We start from the raw sequence: 22384 nt of genomic DNA, 5'->3' as shown, positions 1-22384 counted from the left end.
ACTTCGGCAAACCCTACCGGCGTCGTCAAGGTCAAAGTCACAGTTTTGGCGGAGCCGTTCACGGCCACGCCAGTCACTGTGTTAGCGACACCCCCGGAAACCACTGCGAAGGTTGTTGTGCCTGCTACGTTGATGGCATCCAGGCTGCTGGTGTCGGCGTAGGTAAGCACGAGACTGGCACCATTGACGCTTGCCGAGACCCATACAGGGGCATCTTGGTCATTGCCAGAGACCGTGATCGGATTGCCAAACAGGTCGGCGATCACCACGGCCGTGGCCGCACCTGTGTTCCAGTCCTCCAGCATGCCTATGTTGTAGGTGGTGGCGTCGGTGGAGCTGGTGCCGTCCTTGTTCAGCCGCAGCGCCAACTGGGCCTTGTCAGTGACGCTCATGGTCATGGTGAAGCTGGTGTTGGACGTGATGTCCACATTGGGCGTGTTGGTCAACGTGTAGTTGAACGCCCCCTGGCCCAGAAAGCGAATGCGGTTGGCCGTGATGTCATTGTTCGCCCCGGTCAGCGAGAGGAAGTTATTGCCCGTGACCACCAGCACGCCCGTGGCTACGTTGTAGGTGGCTGACGTGACGGTGGGTGCCACCACATTACTCACCGTAATGCCATTGCCCGTCAGGTCAGCCAGAACCACGGCAGGGTCCGCCCCAGCAGCCCAGTCCTCTGCGGCAATGAGGTTGTAGGTGTTGACGCTGGTGGAACTGGTGCCGTTCTTGTTCAGGATCAGGTTGGCACCCAATCGGTCTACAGCGCTTAGGTTCATCGTGAAGCTGGTGCTGCTCGTGATCTCCACGTTGCTGGTGGTGGTTAACGTGTAGCTGCTCCCCCCTTCGCCCTGCAGGCTCAACTTGTTGGCCACGATGTCATTGTTGGCACCCGTGACGCTGGTCAATCCGGTACCGGTGACCGTTAGCACGCCCGTGTTGGCGTTGTAGGTGGAGCTGGTGATGGTCGGCGGGGGAACGCTGCTCACCGTGATGGGGGATACGGCGTCAGCGATGTTGCCGCCGGTGACCAGACTGTTCCAATCGTCTGCCGCTGCCAAGTTATAGGTGGCGCCGCTTGTGGAAGTGGTGCCGTTCTTGTTGAAAAGCGCCTCCACGGCCGCCTGGTCGGCACCGGCCAGGGTCACGGCAAAGCTGGTAGCAGAGGTGACTTCCACGTTGCCGGTGGTAGACAGGGTGCGCGTGGAGCCGCCCTCACCGGTGATGGTCAGGGCGGAGACCGTGACGTCGTTCGTCGCCCCCAGGGTCTTGACCAGGCCCGTGCCGGTGACCGTGAGGATGTGGGTGGCGACGTCGTAGGTGGCCGACGTGATGGTGGGGGCCGAGACATTCGACACAGTCACGGCATTGCCGGTCAGGTCGGCACCCGATGTGGTGGTCGCGTTCCAGCTGGCGGCAGCGGCCAGGTTGAAGGCGGTGGTATCCACCGCGCTAGTGCCGTTGTTATTCAGGAAGCCGTTGACAGCGAGCTTGTCTGCGGCATTGAGCGTAACTGAGAAGGCCGTGGAACTGCCAGCCGTGACATTGGCCGTGGTCAGCGTGTAGGATCCCCCGCCCTGGCCGACGACCGAGAGCTTGCTCACATCAATGGTATCGCCACCCGCGATGTTGACGACCGATACCGAGAGGATGCCAGTAGCGGCATCGTAAGTGGACGAGAGGATGCTGGGCGCGGCGTTGGAGACCGTGATGCCGTTGCCTGTCAGATCCTGGATGTTGCCGCCGGTGATGACGCTGTTCCAATCGTCGGCGGCAGCGATGTTGTACGTGGTGGTGCTGACAGCAGAAGTGCCGTTCTTGTTCAAAAGGGTATCAACCGCAGCAATATCGGCGCCAGCCAGGGTAAAGGTGAAGCTGGTGGCCGAGGTGACTTCCACATTGCCCGTGGTGGACAGCACGCGTGTTGCACCGCCTTCGCCGGTGATCGTCAATGCGGAGATCGTGATGTCATTCGTTGCACCGATGGTCTTGACCAAGTTGGTGCCGGTGACGGTGAAGACGTGGGTGCTGCCGTCGTAAGTCGCTGAGGTAATCGTTGGTGCAGTGACGTTCGATACTGTTACGCCGTTACCGGTAAGGTCGGCGGCAGCTGAAGCGGTCACATCCCAGTTGGCGGCCGCTGCCAGGTTGAAGGTGGTAGTGTCCACCGCGCTGGTGCCGTTCTTGTTCAGAATGCCGTTAATGGCCAGCTGGTCGGCTGCGTTCAGAGTGACGCTGAAGGCCGTGCCGCTACCGGCGGTGACGTTGGCTGTGGTCAGGGTGTAGGAGCCAGCCTGGCCTGTGAGAGTGAGCTTGGATACATCTATCGTCCCACCGTTGGTGATGTTGGTGCCCGTGACCGACAGCACTCCCGTCGAAGCATCGTATGTGGCGCTGGCAACAGACGCCGGAGCCACGTAAGGCGTCACGGTTCCACGAATGCCATTTGTGCCAGTGCCTGCAGTGCCCGGGATGTTGCCCGTTCCGCTTGCTCCGCCACCGCTGCCTCCTGCACCGATATTGCCTGTAGACACCGAATTGGATGAAGTGGTGTCCATGATGAGCGTGCCCGTGGACCAGATGCCACCTACCCCAACGCCACCAGCTCCCCCATTGCCCGATGATGCGTAATTCGCCGCGCCGCCGCCGCCGCCGCCGCCGCCTGCACCGATATTGTTTGTGATCGAGCTGCCAGTGATCGTGAGCGTCCCGGTGTTGTAGATCGCCCCTGCGGCTCCACCTCCTGCGCCCCCGAGACCGTTCCCCCCGGCGCCGCCGCCGCCACCGCCAATAGAGATGGATCCATTGTTCGCAGTGCCGCCGTTGCCGCCAACAGAATAACCACTCAGACCACCATAGCTGCCTCCTGAACCGCCGCCGCTCGAACCACCCGCGCCGCCCCCGCTTGGCCGACCACCGCCATGTCCTCCGCTCCCACCGACGCCTGCACCTGGGCTTGAAGACGGCCCCGTGCCGTAAGCGCTGTCGCCTCCGGTTCCACCTAATCCAGAGCCAAAGCCACCACCTCCACCGCCACCGCCGTTTATCAGGCCCGAGCTCCCCCCCGAACCGCCACCACCAGAAGCCTTGTTCACCGTGATGGTGCTGTTCGAAATCGTCAAGACACCGCTGTTCTGAATTCCACCGCCCAGGCCGGCAGAACCAGGCGACCCGACGGTGCGGTCACTGCTACCACCTGCACCGGCGGCCAAACCATTGGTGATGGTGAGGTTGTCAATTGAGACCGCGCTGCCAGCCCCACTGGCGGCAACGTTGAGAACTCGCGCGAGATTTCCGCCGCTGAGGGTAAAACCGCCACCAACGATAGACATGTTGTGCCCATCCGTCACATTGACAGAGACAGCATCTGCCGCACCGGCAAACGTGATGTTGCCGGTCAGTGTGATGACATCATCCTGGCCATCTATGCTGCCCGTGGCGATGGCAGCCTTGAGCTGCGCCACCGTGTTGACACTGGCCGTGTGCAGACTGAAGTCATAACCCTCCAGCACCTGCGCATCCAACGCAGCGGGCGCCTCGATCTGCCCCGTGGTGACCTCCAGATCCCAATCTCCACCACGCACCGCACCCGCTGTGCTGTCGTTGGAGGCGGCCACATCCGCCCCCGTCAATTGCGCCAACGCCTTCAGGAACTGGGCTCCCGCCTCGCCCGCCCCCACGTCGCAGCCATACAGCAGCAGGTCGCCGTCAGCGCCCAGTGCTGCGCCAATCGCCTTGAGCTGCGCCTGGTATTGCTCCAGGTTGTCACTGAATAGCGGGCCGTTGCCCAGCAGCAGCACCCCCTCGTCTCCGTGCGATACCACGCTGATGGACGCCAGACCATGCAGCCCGTCCAGTGCCTTGGCCATCTGCGCCACGCCGCTTTCGTTAGGGTCCAGGATGACTACCTTCACTCCCGGCCTGGCGGCGGCCATGATGGCCTGCAAGTCCGGCACTCGGCTGTCAATGAAAAGCACCTCTTGCACCGGAGATGAGGGGGCTGCAGATGTGTGGTCAGTGGTCATGATTTTTTGTAAAAAATGGCTCTTGCGCCTGTCTGCATTGCAAAACCAGCTATCAATATGGAAGCAATCAATGGCTTTCTGCCGAAGCAGCGGACTTGGCAGTGATCACATTGGCCCGGCTGTTGGCATGGTCCTGCCAGAACGACAGCTTGCTGTATTGCTCGAACAAGTCCGGCGGCAGAATGGTCTCGCGCCGCTGCAGTCCTACCTGCGGGCGTACCTGGTGCAGTCCGTGCAGGCCCAGTGCTTCGTCAAACTCCGGTGCGTCGTATTTCACCTGCTCGAAGTCGTGTGCAAATTCGGGCTCGCCCAGAAACTGGTAGATCAGCGGCAGCACTTTGTGCGGCGCCTGCGCGAGCAGGTCGTAATCCACCAGCAGCAGTGAGCTGGCGTGTTCGCCGTAAAAGGCTTCCTTCAGCGCTGTCCACGGGTAGCCCACCATGCGGTTGCGCTGGGCCAGGGTCTCCACACGGCTGTAGACCGTGTTGCGTTCAGTATCGTCGTTAAAGAGGCGGGTGATTTCGTAAGGGTTGGCGCGGTACCTGCGCTCTATGCTGTCCATCACCCATGCCACGTTGCGCACGCAGGCAATCAGTTTGGCCCCAGGAAACAGGTCCATGAGCGCAGGCATCTGCGCGCTCCACATGCGGTTGGTGTCAAAGATGACGTCCTTGTGACCGGCCTGGTCTGCGTAGTAGCTTTCAAACAGCCCCCGCGACAGCCGCCTACGTTGCTCTTTGGTGACCACCGGCCCAAATTCGCTTCCCGCACCCAGCTGGTTGAGCATGTTGCGAAACAGCCCACCCACCGGGCTGGTCATGCCTGCGTGAAAGCGTGGGTTCTGCAGCAGGAGTGCCGACAGCAGTGTGGAGCCAGAACGCGGCAGGCCGGCAATGAAGTGGTAGCGCAAGGTTTGTGGTGTGTTCATGTAGATTGTTCGGGTGTCGCGCTCCAGCCATTGAGCATCCGCTGCACGGCCTGGCCCACTTCGATCACGCTGGTGTCCAGGCGAAGCGCTGGTGCATCAGGCTCCTCGTAGGCCGCGTGTATGCCTGTCATCTGTGTCAACTGATTGGCACGCGCCTTGGCATACAGGCCCTTGGGGTCTCGCTGTTCGCAGATTTCCAGCGGAGTGCTGACGTGGATTTCAAAGCATCGCTGCGTGCCTATCGTGGCGTAGGCAGCAGCACGTGCAGTGGATGCGGGGGAGACCATAGCAACGATGGCGTGAATGGCATTGGCGTTGAGCATCTGCGCAAGGTGCGCTGCACGGCGCACATTTTCTGCACGACTTGCTTCGTCAAACCCCAGGTCTGTGCACAGCCCTTGGCGCAGTTCATCGCCATCAAGAACGCAGGCAGGTTCTCCGCGCATACGCAGCGCATCTGCCAATGCCTGAGCGAGGGTGGTTTTACCGGAGCCTGGCAGGCCCGTGAGCCACCAGGTGGTGGCCATCTGTTGTTTCATGAAGGTGCGTCGCCTTTGAACTGGTCCACCTACAACGCGAGCAGGATTCGCGTGGAGACTCAAACGGCAGGCAAAAGAGAATTAACAATTCGGAGACTGTGGTTTTACCGAATGTCTTCACCCTTGTCACTCTTTGTTTTTCAGAGCAAAGCGAGGGGCAGTCGCAAATTCATCCAAAACTTGAGTGCCGCCGCATGTGCGGCTACTTCCTTTGCTGCGCGACTGAGGCACATCATGCAATTTGGAACAAAAAACTTCTTTGCGGCACGGGATGACATCGCCGCGAATTGAGGGACTGCAAAGACAGCTCTGAAATTTAAACGTTAGTAATGAAAAAAGTCACGGCACTCCCACCCACATAAGCAGATTCGCTTACTAGGGTTTTCACGGCCCTCGCCCTACAATCGCAGACCCTTACAAAGCTGACAGCCTGCTGCAGACCCACTGGAGTACGGTTTTGGCCCCCACCCCTTGAGTTGGAGACACTGAATGCCCGAGAACATCACGGCCCAGAACAACGACAACAACAACGATTCCGACAAGCGTGCCCAGTTGCGCCGTGCCGCTCTCGAGTACCACGAGTTTCCCAAGCCCGGCAAGCTGGCTATTGCCGCCACCAAACAGATGATCAACCAGCACGATCTCGCGCTGGCGTACTCGCCCGGTGTGGCAGCGCCCTGCGAAGAGATCGTCAAGGACCCAGCCAACGCCTTCCGCTACACCTCGCGCGGCAATCTGGTGGCCGTGATCACCAACGGCACGGCCGTGCTGGGCCTGGGCGACATCGGCGCGCTGGCGTCCAAGCCGGTGATGGAAGGCAAAGCCGTTCTGTTCAAGAAGTTCGCGGGCGTGGACGTGTTCGACATCGAGATCGACGAGAAGGACCCCGCCAAGCTGGTGGAAGTGATTGCCGCGCTGGAACCGACCTTTGGCGCCGTCAACCTCGAAGACATCAAGGCCCCGGACTGCTTCTATGTGGAGCGCGAGCTGCGCAAGCGCATGAAGATTCCGGTCTTCCACGATGACCAGCACGGCACGGCCATCACGGTGGCGGCCGCCATCGTGAATGCGCTGAAGGTGGCGGGCAAGAAGATCGAAGACGTGAAGCTGGTCACCAGTGGTGCCGGTGCTGCAGCCCTGGCCTGCCTGAACCTGCTGCTCAAGGTGGGCGTGCAGCGCAAGAACGTGTTCGTCACCGACCTGGCTGGTGTGGTCTATGAAGGCCGCGAAGAGCTGATGGACGACGACAAGCGTCAGTTCATGCAGAAGACCGACGCACGCAAGCTGGCGGAGGTGATGGTGGGTGCAGACGTGTTCCTGGGCCTGTCGGCAGGCAATGTGCTTAAGCCCGAGATGGTCGCCACCATGGCCGAGCGGCCGGTGATCTTCGCGCTGGCCAACCCCAACCCCGAGATCACGCCAGAGCTCGCACACAGCGTGCGCGGCGACATCATCATGGCCACGGGCCGCTCGGACTACCCCAACCAGGTCAACAACGTCCTGTGCTTCCCGTACATCTTCCGCGGCGCACTGGACTGCGGCGCCACTACCATCACCGATGAGATGGAGATCGCAGCAGTACACGCCATCGCCGAGCTGGCCCAGGCTGAGCAGAGCGAGGTGGTGGCAGCGGCCTACGTAGGCGAGAAGCTGACCTTCGGACCTGAGTACCTGATTCCCAAACCGTTCGACCCGCGCCTGATGATGAAGATCGCGCCGGCCGTGGCCCAGGCCGCCATGGACAGCGGCGTGGCACAGCGCCCCATCGCTGACATGGACGCGTACCGCGACCGGCTGCAGACCTTTGTGTATGCCTCCGGCACGACGATGAAACCCATCTTTGACGCGGCCCGCAATGCCGCCAAGAAGCGGGTGGCCTATGCGGAAGGGGAAGAGGAGCGCGTGCTGCGCGCCGCGCAGATCGTGGTGGACGAAAAAGTGGCCCGCCCCACCTTGATTGGACGCCCCGCCATCATCGCCCAGCGCATCGAAAAGTTTGGCCTGCGCCTGAAGGAGGGCGTGGACTACGACGTGGTCAACACCGACTTCGACCACCGCTACCGCGACTTCTGGCAGACCTACCACCGCATGACCGAGCGCAAGGGCATCACCCAGCAGGTTGCCAAGATCGAGATGCGCCGCCGCCTCACGCTCATCGGTTCGATGATGCTGCACAAAGGCGAAGTCGACGGCCTGATCTGCGGTACCTGGGGCACCACGGCCAACCACCTGATGTACATCGACCAGGTCATCGGCAAGCATGCAGGCGGCGCCGACAGCACTGAGCAGGACGTGCCTGTGTACGCCTGCATGAATGGCCTGATGCTGCCAGGCCGCCAGGTGTTCCTGGTGGACACGCATGTCAACTACGATCCCACGCCACAGGAACTGGCCGAGATCACCGCCCTGGCCGCTGAAGAAATGATGCGCTTTGGTATCAAGCCCAAGGCTGCGCTGCTGTCGCACTCCAACTTCGGCACCAGCAACAGCCCTAGCGCCGTGAAGATGCGTCGGACGCTGGAACTGCTGCGCCAGCAGGCGCCCTGGCTGGAAGTGGACGGTGAAATGCACGGCGACGTGGCGCTGGACGGCAAGGCCCGCTCGGCGCTCATGCCCAGCAGCGAACTGACCGGCGACGCCAACTTGCTCGTGTTCCCCAACATCGACGCCGCCAACATTGCCTACAACCTGCTCAAGACCGCAGCAGGCGGTGGCATTGCCATCGGTCCCGTACTGCTGGGCGCTGCCAAGCCGGTTCATATCCTGACACCCAGCGCTACCGTGCGTCGTATTGTGAACATGACAGCACTCACCGTAGCCGATGCCAACGCCTTACGGTAAGCCTTCAAACAATAGCAAGCGCTAACTTAAACCCCTTGCAAAGCCCTTCAGCGCCTGCCCAATCTTTGTGCAGGCGCTTGCTTTTTGGGGACCATTGAGCGACACTAGCAGGTCGAAATTTCGGGTTAACCCGTAGTTTCTGAAAGGTTCGTTGATGCTGAAGGCTGTAGCCACCCGGGCGCGCAAAGCAGGGTTATTGTGTGTTTTGGGTGTTGCTTTCGTGCTGTCTCCGGTTGCGGGACATGCCCGGAAATCCCCGTCCACCGACGGGTCCATCACCCCCATCGCACTGGCCGAGTTGCCGCCTCAAGGGCGGACAACGTATGCGCTGATCCGTGAGGGCGGGCCCTTTCCGTACGACAAGGACGGATCGGTTTTTGGCAATCGCGAGCGGCTGTTGCCCGCCCAAAAGCGGGGCTACTACCGTGAATACACCGTCAGAACGCCAGGATCGCGCGACCGGGGAGCCCGGCGCATCGTGTGTGGCGGCAAGCCCCGGACGCCGGACGCCTGCTACTACACCAGCGACCACTACGCCAGTTTTCGCGAGATCGTCGAGTAACCCCCAATGCGGTGTGCGCCAACCAGCCCATCCCTGAAAGCGTACGCCGCGCCCCATTGAATTCCCCATTCACAGGCCGCATCCTGCAGCCTTGTGAGATGCCAGAAGTTTGTGGACTTTATAAAGAAAGAGTAGCGGAGATGCAGACGCCACTTCGTAAAGACCTGGAAACGCCACTGCGTGGCGTGCGCACCAACATCGTGCAGTCCATTCGCGCCTTCCGCGTGCAGGACCTGCAGGATGCAGCCACTTCCATGGGTCATCATTTCTTGTACGCCAACCTGGCCCACGCGCAATCCAAGCAGGATGTGCTGGACCTGATTGCCGGCCAATTCACGTTTCCATCGCACTTCGGCAAGAACTTCGATGCGTTGTACGACTGCATGACAGACCCCTTGCACAAATCGGGCCCACAGCCTGGTTTTATTGTGGTACTGGAGCAGATTCCTGCCACGGGCAAGTTCGACAAGGAAGCACGCGAGCAGCTGCTCGACATCTTCCGTGACGCTGCCGATTACTGGGGTGATCGCAAGATCCCCTTCCGGTGTTTCTATTCTTTTCTGTAGCCCGTTCTGCATCCACCAGCCAAGCAGAACGGGCGAACGAGGCTAGCGACACCCAAGCCGTAGAAGGCATCGAGATCAACGGCGAACCCGCTGAAAAGATGCCCACGGACAAGCTCGTGGACGTGTCGCCCATGGCGCTGCGCATGAGCAGCCCCTTCAATGCCGGGTATTGGCTCAGCGCCGCCTGAATTCGGTACTTACCCCTGAGGCGCTCCGCGCCTTCCCCCTTCTCTCGAATCGCTTACGCGATTCGGGAAGGGGGACGACACCAGCGCGGCGGGGCGGCCCTTGCGCTGTGTCTCTGGTCTGGGCCGTGCCGGTTGCCACGGTAGCGACGAAATGAGGCGCCGAAGCTACAAGCGCGACGCCATCGCAGGCAGATTGAGCAGCATCGCCCGATAAGCCATCGCATCTACAACCAAAATGGCGCCTTGCGCTCGACCATCAAGCACCGAAAGCTATCAATTTAAGAGCAAATCTGCGCCAGCGCTACGTATTCGGCCACGGGCACTTCCTCGGCGCGGCGCTGGGTGTCGAAGGTGCCAGTGAACTGACGGGCTTCGAGCCAGCGGCCCAGGGTGTGGCGCAGCAGCTTGCGGCGCTGGCTGAAGGCGACCTGGACCAGTTCCTCCAGCAGGGGCACCGACAGGGGTGCAGGCTCTGCGTGCGGCACCATGCGCACCACGGCGCTGTCCACGCGCGGTGGCGGGTCGAAGCTCTCGGGCGGCACAAACAACACGTTTTCCATGGCGTAGCGCCACTGCAGCATGACCGAAAGGCGCCCGTAGTCGCTCGTGGCGGGCTGGGCCACCATGCGATCGATCACCTCCTTTTGCAGCATGAAGTGCTGGTCTTCGATGACCTGCACATGCGCCAGCAGGTGAAACAGGATGGGCGTGGAGATGTTGTACGGCAGGTTGCCCACCACACGCAGGCGCAGATCAGGCTGCGCGGCTTTCTCGCGCAGGGTCTGTGCCAGCGCCGTGAAATCCACCTTGAGCACATCCGACTCGATCACATCCAGTTGACCATGCAGGCGCAGGCGCAATGCCAGATCGCGGTCCAGCTCGATGACCGTAAGACGGCCCAGGCGCTCAACCAGGGGCTGGGTCAGCGCGGCAAGACCGGGCCCGATCTCGACCATGGGCTGGCCGGGCAGCGGGGCGATGGCCTGCACGATGTCATCGATGATGCCCTTGTCGGACAAAAAATGTTGCCCAAAGCGCTTGCGGGGAATGTGTTTCAACGCGGCCTTACCTGTTGTCGTGTCTGAGGTTGTTCGGGTCGGGAACAGTGTGCGTTGCACTCACTGGGGCGGCTCGCGGTACTCGACATACGCCCGTCCGCGCAGCTCCTGCGCCCAGGTGGCGTAGGCTTCGTCGAGCTTCTTCTCGCGCACCGTGCTGCGGGCCATTTCGCGCTGCTCGCGCTGGGTGAGCTTGGCCTCACGGCGTTCCAGCAGCTGGATCAGGTGCACGCCAAAGCGAGAAACCAGGGGTTCGCTGATGTCGCCGGGCTTGAGGGCGTCCAGCGCCTGCTCGAACTCGGGCACATACCGGCCAGGGTTGGCCCAGCCCAGATCGCCGCCCTCCTTGGAGCTGCCGTCCTGCGAATGCTCGCGCGCCAGGGCTGCAAAGTCGGCCTGGCCCGCCAGCACGCGGCGGCGGTAGTCGGCCAGGCGCGCGGCCGCGGCAGCTTCGGACAACTGAGGGCCCGTGCGCAGCAAGATGTGGCGCGCGTGGTTTTGCACTACCGTGGTCGGCATACCCGCCGTCACACGTTCCACCACCTTGAGCACGTGAAAGCCCGCTGGCGAGCGCACCGGGCCCACGATGGAGCCCACAGGCAGGCCGAGGGTGGAATTCACAAACAATTCTGGATAACGATCCGCAGGCCGCAGGCCCAGCAATCCACCGGCGCGCTGGCCTTCAGGTGCATCCGAGAACTCGCGGGCGACCGCCGCAAAGTCTTCGCCTGCGCGCACCTTGTCGGCCGCGCGCTGTGCCCGTGCCTGCCGCTCAGCTACCTGCGCGGGGGTGGCGTTTTCAGGTACCAGCACCAGCACATGGCCGAGGTTGATCTCCATGGCGGCGACATCCGTGCCCTTTTGCTCTTCACGCAGGAACTGGTCCACGTCCAGATCGCTCACCTTCACCCGCGCTTCGACTTCGCGCTCGCGCAGGCGCTGCTGCAGCAGCTGGTTACGCAGCTCTTCGCGAAACCGATCCTTGCTCATTCCGTCGCGGGCCAGGCGCGCATACAGCTCGTCCACCGTCATGTCGTTCTGGCGGGCCACGCCCTGCTCGGCCTGCGACACGGCGAAGTCATCGACTTTGATACCTGATTCGCGGGCCTGCTGCAGCTGCACCTTCTCCAGAATGATGCGTTCGAGGACTTCGCGCGCCAACGCATCACGCGGCGGCATGGCGCCGCCTTGTTTGGCGATCTGCGCCTCGGCACGTGCCAGGCGCGAGCGCACCTCGTAGTTGGTCACGGGCTCGGAGTTGACCACCGCCACGATGAAATCGGCCGAGCGCGGGGCCGTACTGGCGGAAGGCGCGGGCAGCGTGATGGATGGCACAGCCGCAGGGCGCGCGGTCGGCGAGGAGGACAACCCCGTCTTGCCCGAAGACGAGGTCCCCAAGGGGCGCAGGCCCTGGGCCGCAGCGCCTTGCGCCACGAGGGATGCCAACGCGGCGGTCAAGGCCAGTGCGAGTACACGGTGATTCATGGTCTAGTCGTAGTTGCTGAAGCGGCTGGGCGTGGAGACCTGCTCGCGCAGGTTTTGGTAACGCGGCACATTTTGCTTGAAGGAATCGAGCGGGCTGGAGCCCAGGCTCAAGCGGGAGAAGCCCACAAATTCGATCTGGAACAGCAGGCGCGTGTTGGAGCTGGTCACGCTGCTTTGCAGGCGCTCCAGCACCACGCGTCCGATCCAGCAGCAGCTGTCGTACTCGAAGCCCACCACGGTGTCCACGAGTTTGCGGTCCTGGAGGCTGTAGTTCAGGCGGCCCACGCTGTACCAGCGCCCGCCGCCCTGGCCACGGCCTGCGCCCAGGTCCTTGCCCTTGTCACCCCACAGGTCGTTCAGCGGCCACTGCCAGCCGATGTCAATCTGCTCGCTGGTGCCGCGCTGCAGGCGGTAGGCCGCGCTCACGGTGCGGTAGTTGCTGGGGCTGTAGCGCGCGCCGATGGTCGAACGGATGGACTGCCCGGTCTTGGGGTTGTACTGTACGGTGGAGTCAAAGCCCCACTGCGGTGTCCAGTTGATGCCCGCGCCCAGCAGCAGGTCCGACAGGCGCTCACTGACCGGTGCGCCCCCTGGCAGGGTGACCTTCTGGTCCGAGAAACGCACCCGCTGGGCAATGCCGAAGCGCGCTGCCTGGGCACCGGTGTCGGGATCCAGCAGGCGTGTCGTCACGCCCAGGGTCAGCAGGTTGTTGTCGGCCAGCCGGTCGTTGCCGCCAAACGCGTTCTCTGTGTAGATGGTCGCGAAATTGAAGTCATTGGCCGCTGTGTCGTACACCGGCAGCATGCTCTGGTCGCGGTAGGGCGTGTAGGTGTAGAACGCCCTGGGCTCCAGTGTCTGCAGGAAGGCGCGGCCAAAGTAGGCGGTGTCGCGCTCGAACACCAGGCCGCTGTCCAGGCTAAAGGTAGGCAGCGTGCGGCTGGCCGAGCGCTGGCCGTTGGACAGGGCCGAGTCAAACTGATACTGCGTAGCATGCAGCTGCAGGCGCGGGGTGATGAAGCCACCCGGCGACAGGAAGGGGCGGCTGATCTGCGCCATGGCGTAGCTGCGATCGGCATTGGGCTGGCCCGTGAGCGCGCGGGCCGCTTCGAAGCGCGTGGTGTCCAGCTCCACGCTGGCATCGAATCCGCCGCCCAGCTGTGAGGGGTTGTAGCGCCATTGCACCTGCGGCATGCGGTCGTACGGCGGCACGATGGGCGAGCTCACGTCTTGCAGCGTCTGCCACTTGAGCGTGCGCACGGTGGCCGACATGTCGTTGCGGCCCCAGGACAGGATGGCATCGTTGGGCAACAGGCGCTGGCGCAATTGATCAGTGGCACGGCTGAAGTCGCGCCAGTAGTTGTCATCACTCACGCGGTTGAGGTTGAGGTTCAGCCCCAGCCCGCCGATGCCGGTGTCGAACGCGCCCTCGTGTTTGCCGCTGAAGCTCCAGCGCACACGGTCGCGCAGGCGGTCGGTGGGCATCACATCGGCACTGATCTGGCCTTTGTAAGTTGGCTCCAGGTAGCGGAACTCGCCGCCCACGTTGGCACCGCGCTTGGTCATGAGCGCGGCGCGCAAGGTGGCATCGCGGTTGGGCGCGATGTTCCAGTAGTACGGCTGCATGTAGGTCACGCCGTCGCGGCTGTCGAGCCCGACGGTGGGCGGCAGCAGGCCGGACTTGCGCTTTTCCGACAGCGGGAAGGTGATGTACGGAATGGGCAGCACCGAGATGCCCTTGAACTCCAGCACCGCATCTTCGGCGGTGCCCACCTCTTCCTCGTTGTCGATGCGGATGGTGGCTGCGCGCAGCACCCAGTCGGGCTGCCAGCTCTCTTCGTTGCCACGCTCGCAGGTGGTGTAGGTGCCGTTGTGCACCACGGCACGGTAGCGGTCTACAAAGTCCACCCGCGTCGCATCTCCATGCGCCTGCGTGGCCAGGAAGCGGTAGCGCGCGTCGCTGAAGAACCCCTCGAAGGCCTCCACCCGCAACTCCAGCGCCGTGCCTTCATACACATTGCCCGCGCGGTTGATGCGCACCTTGCCGTTCGCCTTGGCCAGGTCCTCGGGCACGTTGTAGTCGAGCCGGTCGGCGCGGATGACCGTGTCGCCCCGGCGCAGCTCGGCATTGCCTTCAATCAGGGCATTGAGGTCGGTCTGGCCGCTGATGTGGTCGCCCTTCACAAAGACGGGCAATTGCGAACGCACGGCGTCGGGAATCTTTTCCTGCAGCAGGGGCGAGGTGCGCAACGCTGGGGGTGCGTCCCAGGCGCTGGGCGCTGCTGCAGCCTGCGCCAGGGCCGCCAGCGGCAGGCCGCACCAGGCCAGCGCGACGCCCACGGCCAGGGCACGGGGCACGGGGGGCCGCAGCCGTGCAGACTTCGCCATGGCGGGCCGGGCGCGAAGGGAGGTGAGGTTCTGCACGGTGAAGGGCTGGCAGCGTGGCACGTGGGGTGTTGGGGGGCGGTAGCGGACGAAGGGGCCCACCGTGGCCAGCGCGCAGCGCCGGCCCACAGTCGGTTTGTAAAATCGGATTATCCATGAGCCACCCCATCCCCCCATCACCCGCTGGCCAGCCCCTGGGCGCCACCGTGGCCGCACCTGCTGCGCCCGCCGCCTCCACCCCTGTCAGCTGGCCTGATGCCGCCCGACGCACGGCCTTTGAGGCCTGGTTGGCTCCCCTGACTGGGCCCCACCAGTTGTTGCCCGCGACGCTGCGCCCCGCGTCGGCCGATGCGAGCTTTCGACGTTACCTGCGCATCGACAGTGCGTCGGGCGCCAGCCGCATCGTCATGGACGCGCCGCCCGACAAGGAAAACTGCCGCCCGTTTGTGCAGGTGCAAGGCCTGATGGCCGCCGCTGGGCTGAACGTGCCCGACATCCTGGCGTTTGATGAGCCAACCGGCTTCATGCTGCTGTCCGACCTGGGCCACCAGACGGTGATCGAGCGGCTGAACCCCGAAAAACCCCAGGACGCCTACGCCTGGTACCAGCAGGCCACCGACGTGTTGCTGCAATGGCAAAAGGCGTCCCAACCCGGCGTGCTGCCCCCCTACGACGACGCATTGCTGCGCCGCGAGCTGGCACTGTTCCCCGACTGGTACCTGGCCCAACACCGCGCAGTCACGCTGGACGACAAGCAGCAGGCCACGCTGCAAAGCGCCTTTGATGCCATCGTGGCGCACAACCTGGCGGCCCCGCAGGTGTATGTACACCGCGACTTCATGACCCGGAACCTGATGGCGCCCGTCGAAGCAGGCGCGCCGCTGGGTGTACTGGACTTTCAGGACGCCGTGTACGGCCCCATCACCTATGACATCGCCAGCCTGCTGCGCGATGCATTCATCAGCTGGGAAGAGGAATTCGTCATCGACATTACAGTGCGTTACTGGGAGAAGGCGCGCAAGGCCGGGCTGCTGGGCGCGCGCAGCGCCAGCGGCTGGGGCGATGACTTTGGTGAGTTCTACCGCGCGGTGGAGTGGATGGGCCTGCAGCGGCACCTCAAGGTCGCCGGCATTTTTGCGCGCCTGACCTTGCGCGACGGCAAGCCCAAATACCTGGCCGATGCGCCCCGGTTCATGGCCTACATCCGCGCCACGGCCAACCGCTACCGCCAGCTGGGGCCGCTGCTCAAGATGCTGGACCAGATCGAAGGCACCGAGCCCGTGGTGGGCTTTGCGTACGGCCGCATGTAGCCGCAGCCGTCGCATGCACACGCGGCACACCCGAGAAACCAAGCAAAACCCGGCTCAAGCGCAGACAAATCATGCGTCAGTAGCTATTACAAAGATAGCAAATGCCCCGTTTCCATTGCCCGGCCCCACTGGCCACCAGCGCCGAGCTGGACCTTCCCCCGGGCGCTGCACGCCATGTGCAGGTGCTGCGCCTGCAGCCCGGCGACAGCATCACCCTGTTCCACGGCGGACAGAACGCGGGCGACCCGGGCGGCGAGTTTGACGCCACCGTGCTCAAGATGGGCCGCAGCGATGTGCGCGTGCTGGTGGGGGCGCACCACGCCATCGACCGCGAGGCGCCCCGCGCAGTGCACCTGCTGGCGGGCATCACCGCCAACGAGCGCATGGACTGGCTGGTCGAAAAAGCCACCGAGCTGGGCGTGGCCAGCATCACCCCGCTGGTGGCCGAGCGCAGCGTGCTCAAGCTCAAGGGCGAACGGGCCGACAAGAAGATCGCCCACTGGCAGGCCGTAGCCGTGGCCGCCTGCGAGCAATGTGGCCGCAACCGCGTGCCCCTGGTGCACCCGGCCATCGATCTGGCTGGCTGGCTGCGTACACCAGGGCAAGGGCAGGGGCACGGCCTGACCTCCCCAGAGACGCGGGACACTCCCCAACGCTTGCTGTTGTCGCTGCGGCCCGGCACTGTGCCGCTGCGTGAAGCCACTGGCGGCGAAAGTGCCCAGCGCACGGTGCTGTTCCTTTCGGGCCCTGAGGGTGGCCTGAGCCCTGCGGAAGAAGACCTGGCGCTGCAACACGGCTTTGCCCCGGTCACGCTGGGCCCCCGCGTGCTGCGCGCCGAGACAGCCCCGCTGGCCGCCCTGGCAGCGCTCACCCTGTAGCGCGGCCACCCTGCGCGGTAGCCCGCGCTCGCCGCGTGGGCCGCATGCCCAGCCAGGGTCGGGGGACTGTACGCACAGCACTACCTCACCGTAAAATCGCCGACTGGTCGGTAACCCAGGACAGCAGGGTTTTCGTGCCAATCCGCCCGCGCGCAGCGCGGCCCTCCCTCCTGGCCGGAGCCCCCCACCTTGCGCCCACCCGCCCGCTGGCAGCGCCTCAAGGATGTGATCCTCTCCACCGACCCTCGGCGGCGCACGCTGGTGGGCATGGCCTTGCTGGCGCTCACGCTGATGGCCGGCAGCGCCGGGGTGATGCTGCTGGTGGCGCATTCCAGCACCACCGTGGACCAGACCGCCGTGCAATGGTGGGCCGCCCTGTCGGTGGGCGGCCTGGTGGTCATGACGGCCTTCATCCGCTCCGGCGAAACCGCCCGACTGCGCGACCCTTCGCTCACCATCCCGCAGATGGTCTGGACCATCACCAGCGGCGCCGTAGCGTATGTGCTGGCGGGCGATGCGCGCGGGCTGGTGCCCAGCGTGCTGGCGATGATCCTGTTCTTCGGTACCTTCGGCCTCACGGTGGCCGAGGTGATTGGCATCGGGGTGTACGCGCTGCTGGCGTTTGCCAGCGCCATCGGCGTCAGCTCACGCTTCAATGCCAACGCATCGGGTTACCTCGACACCGCTTACGCGCTGATGGTGCTCATCGTGCTCAGTGGCTGCATTGCGCTGAACCTGCGCATCCAGCGCATCCGCGCCAAGCTGCAGCAGCAGCGCGAGGCACTGGCGCAGGCGCTCGAAGTCAACCGCGAACTGGCCACCCGCGACGAGCTGACGGGCCTCATCAACCGCCGCGCCATGCTGGACCTGATGGCACTGGAGCACCGCCGCAGCCTGCGCAGCGGCCGCCCGATGCTGCTGGCACAGCTGGACATCGACCACTTCAAACCCATCAACGACCGGTATGGCCACGCCACTGGCGACCGCGCGCTTCAGGCGTTTGCGGGCACGGTGCGCGCCAGCGTACGCGACACTGATGTGCTGGCCCGCTGGGGCGGCGAGGAGTTTGTGCTGATGCTCTCCGATACCTCGGCAGAACATGCGCGCGACCTGCTCGAGCGCATCCGCCAGGCGGTGCAGGCGCTGGAGATTGCCCACAGCGCAGGCTCGCTGCAGCTCACGGTGTCCATCGGCATCGCGCAGCACCTGTCCGGAGACACGTTGGAGCACACCCTGGAGCGCGCCGACCAGGCGCTGTACCACGCCAAGGCCCTGGGCCGCAACCGCGTGGTGATGGCGCCCGCGGCCCACCGCGCGGCGGCGGCAGGGGTTAACGCACGGGCTTGAGCGTGCCGCAGTCGGCCGCGAGCCACTTGCCGTTTTGCACCATGTCGATCTGCTCAGGCTTGCCGTTGGAAGTGGTCTTGACCTTGAAGTTGCCCGCATAGGCGGTGGGGCCCTGAAAGGTCATCGTCCCCTCGCCCGTGGTAGGTGGCTGGCCCTGGGTGCCCTTGCAGCTGAACGTCATGGCCACCGCGTTGGGGCCGGTACGTTGCACGTTCTGCGTGCAGCCTTCCTGGGCCGGAATGCGGTCCAGATCGGCCTGTTCGGGGCTGATGCAGACCTTCACCGTGTTGCCGCTGGGGCCCATGCTCACGCCCTGCTGGGCCATGGCCTGCTCCATCTGCTTGCGCTGCGCGGGCGTCAGGCTGGCCATGGACTTTTGCATCTGCGCCATGGCGGCCTCCAGCTGGCCGCTCTGGCTTTTCATGGTCACGCTGTTCTCCCACAAGCCCGGCCGCAACTTTTGGGCCTGGGCATGGGCAGCGCCCCCCATGCCCGGCAAAAACACGGCGGCGGTGAGGGCAACTGCCAGGGTGCGGGGACTGGTGTGGTGCATGGCGGGACCTCGGGGAGGTGAACTGCGGGGGTCTCAGTATCCGCAACCGGCGGCCTGCTGCCAAGTGCCGTGGCCTGTCCGAAGGTGCCATCACGCGCCACCCCAGACGGGTGGTCCCTGCCGTTGCTTTTCAGGCGCTCAGGTGCGGCGGCGCACGCAGCTGCTCCGGGGTGGTGAAGTAAGCCGCCGACGCCCCAAGACCCGCGCGCGCCTGGGCCAGCTCGTGGCGCGCCACGGTGCGCAAATGCACCTCGTCGGGCCCGTCCATCAGCCGCAGCGCACGCCCCCAGGTCCAGAACGCCGCGAGCGGCGTGTCGGGCGACAGGCCCATGGCGCCAAAGATCTGCATGGCCCGGTCCACCACGCGCTGCTGCAGGCGCGCGGCCACCACCTTGATGGCGGCAACCTGGGCACGCACGGTGCGCGCGTCCGCCCCATCGGCTGATTCGCCCTGGTCCAGCAGCCACGCAGCGTGCAGCACCAGCAGGCGCGCCTGGTCGATCTCGATGCGCGACTCGGCCAGCCATTCCTGCACGTTGGCCTGCTCTGCCAGCGGCTTGCCAAACGCCGTGCGCTCCAGCGCTCGCTCGGTGGCCAGGCGCAGCGCCAGCTCGCACTGGCCGATGGTGCGCATGCAGTGGTGCACACGGCCGGGCCCCAGGCGCGCCTGCGCCATCGCAAACCCCGCCCCCCAGTCGCCCAGCAGGTGGTCGTGCGGCACCCGCACGCCCTGCAGCAGGATCTCACAATGCCCCTCGGGCGCATGGTGGTGCAGCACACTGATGTTGCGCACGATCTGCACACCCGGCGTGTCCACGGGCACCAGCACCATGCTGTGGCGATGGTGGCTGTCGGTCTGGTCGTCATCCGCATTGCGGCACAGCACGATGAGCAGCTGGCAGTGCGGATGCGCCGCGCCGGTGATGAACCACTTGCGGCCGCTGAGCACTAGGCCATCCCGCTCGCGCCGCACCGTGGTCTGCAGGTTGGTCGGGTCGGACGAGGCCACGTCGGGCTCGCTCATCGCAAAGGCCGACCGCATCTGGCCGTGCAGCAGCGGCACCAGCCAGCGGACGCGCTGGGCGGGTGTGGCAAAGCGGTGCAGCAGCTCGATGTTGCCGGTGTCTGGCGCGTGGCAGTTGAACACCTCGGCCGCCCAGGGCAGGCGGCCCATGGCCTCGGCCAGCGGCGCGTAGTCGAGGTTGCACAGGCGCGTGCCGGGCTCGTCGTCCTGCAGCGTGGGCAGAAACAGGTTCCACAGACCTTCCTCGCGGGCGAGCGCCTTCAGGTCCTCCACAAAGGGCGGCGGGTAGTCGCCCGCCAACACGGCCGCATGCCAGGCAGCGTTGTAGGGCAGCAAATAACGGTCCATGAACGCCAGCAGGCGCTCACGCCATTGAAGGGCCAAAGGGGAAGGTGCGAAGTCCATGCGGACATTGTGAAAACAGCGCCAGCGCGCGTCACAACGCAGGCGACAACGGGCTTGACGCACATCACGGCCTGCCCGGGCGCCTGCGGTGATGGCGCCGCAAAAGCTATGCTATTGATAGCAACCAAGACATATTGCACTAGCGCCACCAGCCATTTTTGCCTGATAACTGCCCTATCGCCCCCCTCCACACAGGTACCATGCCCCCATGAGTACCCACTACGAAACCCTGCAACACGCCGACACCTACCGCGAGGCGTTTGCAGTCGAGCCCCCTGCGGCGCTGGGTGAACGCCACCTGTGGCCCCGCAAGCCAGGCTTTTTCATCGTGCATGCAGCAACGGCGGCCGCCCTGGCACAAGGGCCAGCCAGCACGGTCAATACGCTCGAAGAGGCAGCTCCAGCGGCGGCTTCAGACAACCCCAGCGACGCCGCCCCCACGCGGGTGCTGGTGCCCGCGCAATGGGGCCTGGTGCCGCACTGGGTCAAGTCGGCATCCGACGCCAAGCTGCGCGCGCCCAAGCTGGTCAACGCCAAGTCCGACACCGCCTCCACCGGCACGCCCTTTCGCGACGCGTGGCTGAATGGCCAGCGCTGCATCGTGCCCATGGTGGCGTTCTACGAAGACGACCTGCGCAGCGGCAAGGCCGTGCCCACCCGCGTGGCGCGCGTGGACGGCAAACCCATGGGCGTGGCGGGCCTGTGGGCGCGCTGGCAGGGCGCTGACGGCGAGGTGATCATCAGCTACTGCCTGCTCACGGTGAACGCCAACAACCACGCGCTACTGCACCGCTACGGCCAGCCCGGCAGCGAAAAAAGCATGCCCGCCATCCTGAACGAAGGCGCTTACGACGCGTGGCTCACGGCGCGGCCGGAGAAGGCCAAGGAGTTCATGCGGCAATACGCCCCGCAGTGGCTGCTGGCCAACCCGGTGGAGAAAAAGGCAGACAAGGTGCCCAAGGGTTTCCTGGGCTGACCCCGCGCCGCAAGGGCGGCGCGGCGGCGCTCAGGACGGCCGCTTCATCTGGCAGGACGTCGGCTGGGCGCTGATGTAGTTGTCCCACGCCACTTCGGAGCGGAAGCCGTAGCCGGTTTTCTCCGCGTCGTACTTCACGCCCTTGCTGCCCTGCTTGGCCCAGATGCCCAGGTACAGCGGCGCTTCAAGCTGGTGGTCGGTCTTGCGCATGCGCACCTCGCCCATGGGGCTCTTGTAGGTCATGCCTTCCAGCGCCAGGGCCACCTTCTTGGCGTCGGTGGACTGGGCCTTGCGCATGGCCTCGCGCAGCATGTGCACGCTGTTCCAGTGGGCGGCAAACACAAAGTCTTCACCGGTCTTTTTCTTGTAGTCCACGTAGATCTTTTCGAGCTCGGGGGTGGGGGCGTTGTGCACCCAGTTCCAGATGACCCCGACCTTGCCTTCGCCCCAGGGCCCGATCTGCGCGGGCGTGCCGGGGTTGTTGGCATTGAGCGTGAAGTAGTTGATGTTCAGGCCGTAGTCGCGGGACGACTTGAACAGCAGTGTCAGGTCGCTGCCCCAGTTGGAGGTGATGACGGTGTCGGCCTTGGTGGCGGCAATCTTGGCCACGTACGAGGCGAAGTCACGCGTCTGGGCGATGGGGATGAAGTCATCGCCCACAACCTCGATGTCGGGCCGCTTGCGGGCCAGGTATTCCTTGGCGGCCTTGGAGACCTGGCGGCCGTGGGTGTAGTCCTGGTTGAGCAGGTACACGCGCTTCACGTCCTTGCGGCCTTGCAGGTAGGTGGTCAGCGCCTCCATCTTCATCTCGCTCGACGGATAGAAGCGGAAGTGCCAGAAGCTGCAGCGCTCGTTGGTGAGCTGCGGGTCCATGGCAGCGTAGTTGAGGTACACGGTCGCGCGCTCCGGGTCGCGCTCGGCGAGCTTGTTGAGCGCATCCACCAGCGCCAGCGCCACGCCCGAACCACCGCCCTGGGTGATGTAGCGCACGCCCCGGTCGGTGGCAGCCTTGAGCGCATTCAGGCTCTCCTGCGGTGTGCCCTTGTTGTCAAAGTCCATCACCTCGAACTTGGGCTCGTTGGGCCCGGCCTTGGCGTTGACCTGCGCCACCACCTCGCGCAGCTGGTTGAGCGAGCTTTGGCCCGTGAGCGCAAAGGGGCCGGACAGCAGGTCGATGAAGCCGATCTTCACCGTCTCGGCCGCGCCGGCGTGCGCCGCCATCACCAGCGCTGCAGCGCAGGCGCCAGCCTTGAGCCATTGATGAGGCCATTTCCTGGGAACCATGTTCATGGGTGTCTCCGTGGGGTGGGTAGATAGATGTAG

At 64.4% G+C, this 22384-nt stretch carries 17 protein-coding genes; 8 read left to right on the top strand and 9 right to left on the bottom strand.

Annotation, left to right across the window (positions count from 1 at the left end; genetic code table 11):
* The 3 genes from AC1Q64_RS13420 to cysC form a co-directional block, all read right to left on the bottom strand.
* Positions 1-4019 (bottom strand): DUF4347 domain-containing protein (locus tag AC1Q64_RS13420; RefSeq protein ID WP_492251652.1); only part of this gene is annotated, 4019 nt, incomplete at its 3' end.
* A gap of 67 nt (positions 4020-4086) precedes the next feature.
* Positions 4087-4947 (bottom strand): sulfotransferase family protein, encoded by an 861-nt coding sequence (locus tag AC1Q64_RS13415; protein WP_291434312.1) that lies wholly within the window; start codon positions 4945-4947, stop codon positions 4087-4089.
* On the bottom strand, positions 4944-5549 hold the full coding sequence (gene cysC, locus AC1Q64_RS13410; RefSeq protein WP_291434310.1) for an adenylyl-sulfate kinase: 606 nt from the start codon (positions 5547-5549) through the stop codon (positions 4944-4946). The genes AC1Q64_RS13415 and cysC overlap by 4 nt, the downstream gene beginning before the upstream one ends.
* Before the next feature lie 426 nt (positions 5550-5975).
* Between cysC and AC1Q64_RS13405 the strand changes: the two genes are divergently transcribed.
* From AC1Q64_RS13405 to AC1Q64_RS13390, 4 genes are all read left to right on the top strand, one after another.
* Complete coding sequence (locus AC1Q64_RS13405) at positions 5976-8327, top strand: NADP-dependent malic enzyme (protein ID WP_492251651.1); 2352 nt, start codon at positions 5976-5978, stop codon at positions 8325-8327.
* A gap of 154 nt (positions 8328-8481) precedes the next feature.
* Positions 8482-8889, top strand: a complete 408-nt coding sequence (locus AC1Q64_RS13400) for a guanyl-specific ribonuclease (RefSeq protein ID WP_291434306.1) — start codon at positions 8482-8484, stop codon at positions 8887-8889.
* Between the two features lie 140 nt (positions 8890-9029).
* Positions 9030-9455: a barstar family protein gene (locus AC1Q64_RS13395; RefSeq protein WP_010464776.1), complete on the top strand. Its 426-nt coding sequence runs from the start codon at positions 9030-9032 to the stop codon at positions 9453-9455.
* Positions 9434-9643, top strand: coding sequence for a hypothetical protein (locus AC1Q64_RS13390; protein ID WP_015016367.1), 210 nt, complete (start codon positions 9434-9436; stop codon positions 9641-9643). The genes AC1Q64_RS13395 and AC1Q64_RS13390 overlap by 22 nt, the downstream gene beginning before the upstream one ends.
* A gap of 278 nt (positions 9644-9921) precedes the next feature.
* Here the strand turns inward: AC1Q64_RS13390 and rsmA are convergent, their stop codons facing one another.
* The 3 genes from rsmA to AC1Q64_RS13375 are packed head-to-tail and all read right to left on the bottom strand — an operon-like array spanning position 9922 to position 14571.
* On the bottom strand, positions 9922-10701 hold the full coding sequence (gene rsmA, locus AC1Q64_RS13385) for a 16S rRNA (adenine(1518)-N(6)/adenine(1519)-N(6))-dimethyltransferase RsmA (RefSeq protein ID WP_291434296.1): 780 nt from the start codon (positions 10699-10701) through the stop codon (positions 9922-9924).
* Positions 10702-10761: 60 nt separating this feature from the next.
* The gene (locus AC1Q64_RS13380) at positions 10762-12186 is read right to left on the bottom strand and encodes a peptidylprolyl isomerase (RefSeq protein ID WP_492251650.1); all 1425 of its coding nucleotides are present in this window, start codon (positions 12184-12186) and stop codon (positions 10762-10764) included.
* 3 nt (positions 12187-12189) lie between these two features.
* Positions 12190-14571, bottom strand: coding sequence for an LPS-assembly protein LptD (locus tag AC1Q64_RS13375; RefSeq protein WP_291434293.1), 2382 nt, complete (start codon positions 14569-14571; stop codon positions 12190-12192).
* A 152-nt stretch (positions 14572-14723) separates the two neighbouring features.
* On the opposite strand from AC1Q64_RS13375, the gene AC1Q64_RS13370 reads away from it, so the two are divergent.
* The 3 genes from AC1Q64_RS13370 (at position 14724) to AC1Q64_RS13360 (ending at position 18103) form a co-directional block, all read left to right on the top strand.
* Complete coding sequence (locus tag AC1Q64_RS13370) at positions 14724-15878, top strand: aminoglycoside phosphotransferase family protein (protein WP_492251649.1); 1155 nt, start codon at positions 14724-14726, stop codon at positions 15876-15878.
* Positions 15879-15979: 101 nt separating this feature from the next.
* On the top strand, positions 15980-16756 hold the full coding sequence (locus AC1Q64_RS13365; RefSeq protein ID WP_492251648.1) for a 16S rRNA (uracil(1498)-N(3))-methyltransferase: 777 nt from the start codon (positions 15980-15982) through the stop codon (positions 16754-16756).
* Between the two features lie 189 nt (positions 16757-16945).
* Complete coding sequence (locus tag AC1Q64_RS13360; protein ID WP_291439547.1) at positions 16946-18103, top strand: diguanylate cyclase; 1158 nt, start codon at positions 16946-16948, stop codon at positions 18101-18103.
* On the opposite strand, the gene AC1Q64_RS13355 is transcribed toward AC1Q64_RS13360, so the two are convergent.
* Entirely contained in the window at positions 18087-18656 is a 570-nt protein-coding gene (locus AC1Q64_RS13355) for a DUF3617 domain-containing protein (RefSeq protein WP_492251647.1), read from the bottom strand. The two genes, AC1Q64_RS13360 and AC1Q64_RS13355, sit on opposite strands and share 17 nt — an antisense overlap.
* Before the next feature lie 130 nt (positions 18657-18786).
* Positions 18787-20085 carry an acyl-CoA dehydrogenase family protein gene (locus AC1Q64_RS13350; RefSeq protein ID WP_492251646.1) on the bottom strand — a complete coding sequence of 433 codons (1299 nt, stop codon included), beginning with the start codon at positions 20083-20085 and terminating at the stop codon, positions 18787-18789.
* Between the two features lie 208 nt (positions 20086-20293).
* Between AC1Q64_RS13350 and AC1Q64_RS13345 the strand changes: the two genes are divergently transcribed.
* The gene (locus AC1Q64_RS13345) at positions 20294-21061 is read left to right on the top strand and encodes an SOS response-associated peptidase (protein WP_492251645.1); all 768 of its coding nucleotides are present in this window, start codon (positions 20294-20296) and stop codon (positions 21059-21061) included.
* Between the two features lie 30 nt (positions 21062-21091).
* Here AC1Q64_RS13345 and AC1Q64_RS13340 read toward each other — a convergent pair whose 3' ends face one another.
* Positions 21092-22351 carry a branched-chain amino acid ABC transporter substrate-binding protein gene (locus AC1Q64_RS13340; RefSeq protein WP_082564848.1) on the bottom strand — a complete coding sequence of 420 codons (1260 nt, stop codon included), beginning with the start codon at positions 22349-22351 and terminating at the stop codon, positions 21092-21094.
* Positions 22352-22384: the final 33 nt, after the last annotated feature.

Source organism: Acidovorax sp. GW835-FHT14G06 (assembly GCF_058793595.1).
Note: the sequence above shows the minus strand (reverse complement) of the source record. Positions and strands in the feature narration are given on the sequence as shown.

Excerpts from the sequence above, each read along its gene's own strand:
- AC1Q64_RS13405 (WP_492251651.1), top strand. The coding sequence starts at position 5,976 with ATGCCCGAGAACATCACGGCCCAGAACAACGACAACAACAACGATTCC.
- AC1Q64_RS13365 (WP_492251648.1), top strand. The coding sequence starts at position 15,980 with ATGCCCCGTTTCCATTGCCCGGCCCCACTGGCCACCAGCGCCGAGCTG.
- AC1Q64_RS13380 (WP_492251650.1), bottom strand. The coding sequence starts at position 12,186 with ATGAATCACCGTGTACTCGCACTGGCCTTGACCGCCGCGTTGGCATCC.
- AC1Q64_RS13395 (WP_010464776.1), top strand. The coding sequence starts at position 9,030 with ATGCAGACGCCACTTCGTAAAGACCTGGAAACGCCACTGCGTGGCGTG.
- AC1Q64_RS13370 (WP_492251649.1), top strand. The coding sequence starts at position 14,724 with ATGAGCCACCCCATCCCCCCATCACCCGCTGGCCAGCCCCTGGGCGCC.
- AC1Q64_RS13340 (WP_082564848.1), bottom strand. The coding sequence starts at position 22,351 with ATGAACATGGTTCCCAGGAAATGGCCTCATCAATGGCTCAAGGCTGGC.
- AC1Q64_RS13400 (WP_291434306.1), top strand. The coding sequence starts at position 8,482 with ATGCTGAAGGCTGTAGCCACCCGGGCGCGCAAAGCAGGGTTATTGTGT.
- AC1Q64_RS13355 (WP_492251647.1), bottom strand. The coding sequence starts at position 18,656 with ATGCACCACACCAGTCCCCGCACCCTGGCAGTTGCCCTCACCGCCGCC.
- AC1Q64_RS13350 (WP_492251646.1), bottom strand. The coding sequence starts at position 20,085 with ATGGACTTCGCACCTTCCCCTTTGGCCCTTCAATGGCGTGAGCGCCTG.
- AC1Q64_RS13375 (WP_291434293.1), bottom strand. The coding sequence starts at position 14,571 with ATGGCGAAGTCTGCACGGCTGCGGCCCCCCGTGCCCCGTGCCCTGGCC.
- AC1Q64_RS13415 (WP_291434312.1), bottom strand. The coding sequence starts at position 4,947 with ATGAACACACCACAAACCTTGCGCTACCACTTCATTGCCGGCCTGCCG.
- AC1Q64_RS13345 (WP_492251645.1), top strand. The coding sequence starts at position 20,294 with ATGAGTACCCACTACGAAACCCTGCAACACGCCGACACCTACCGCGAG.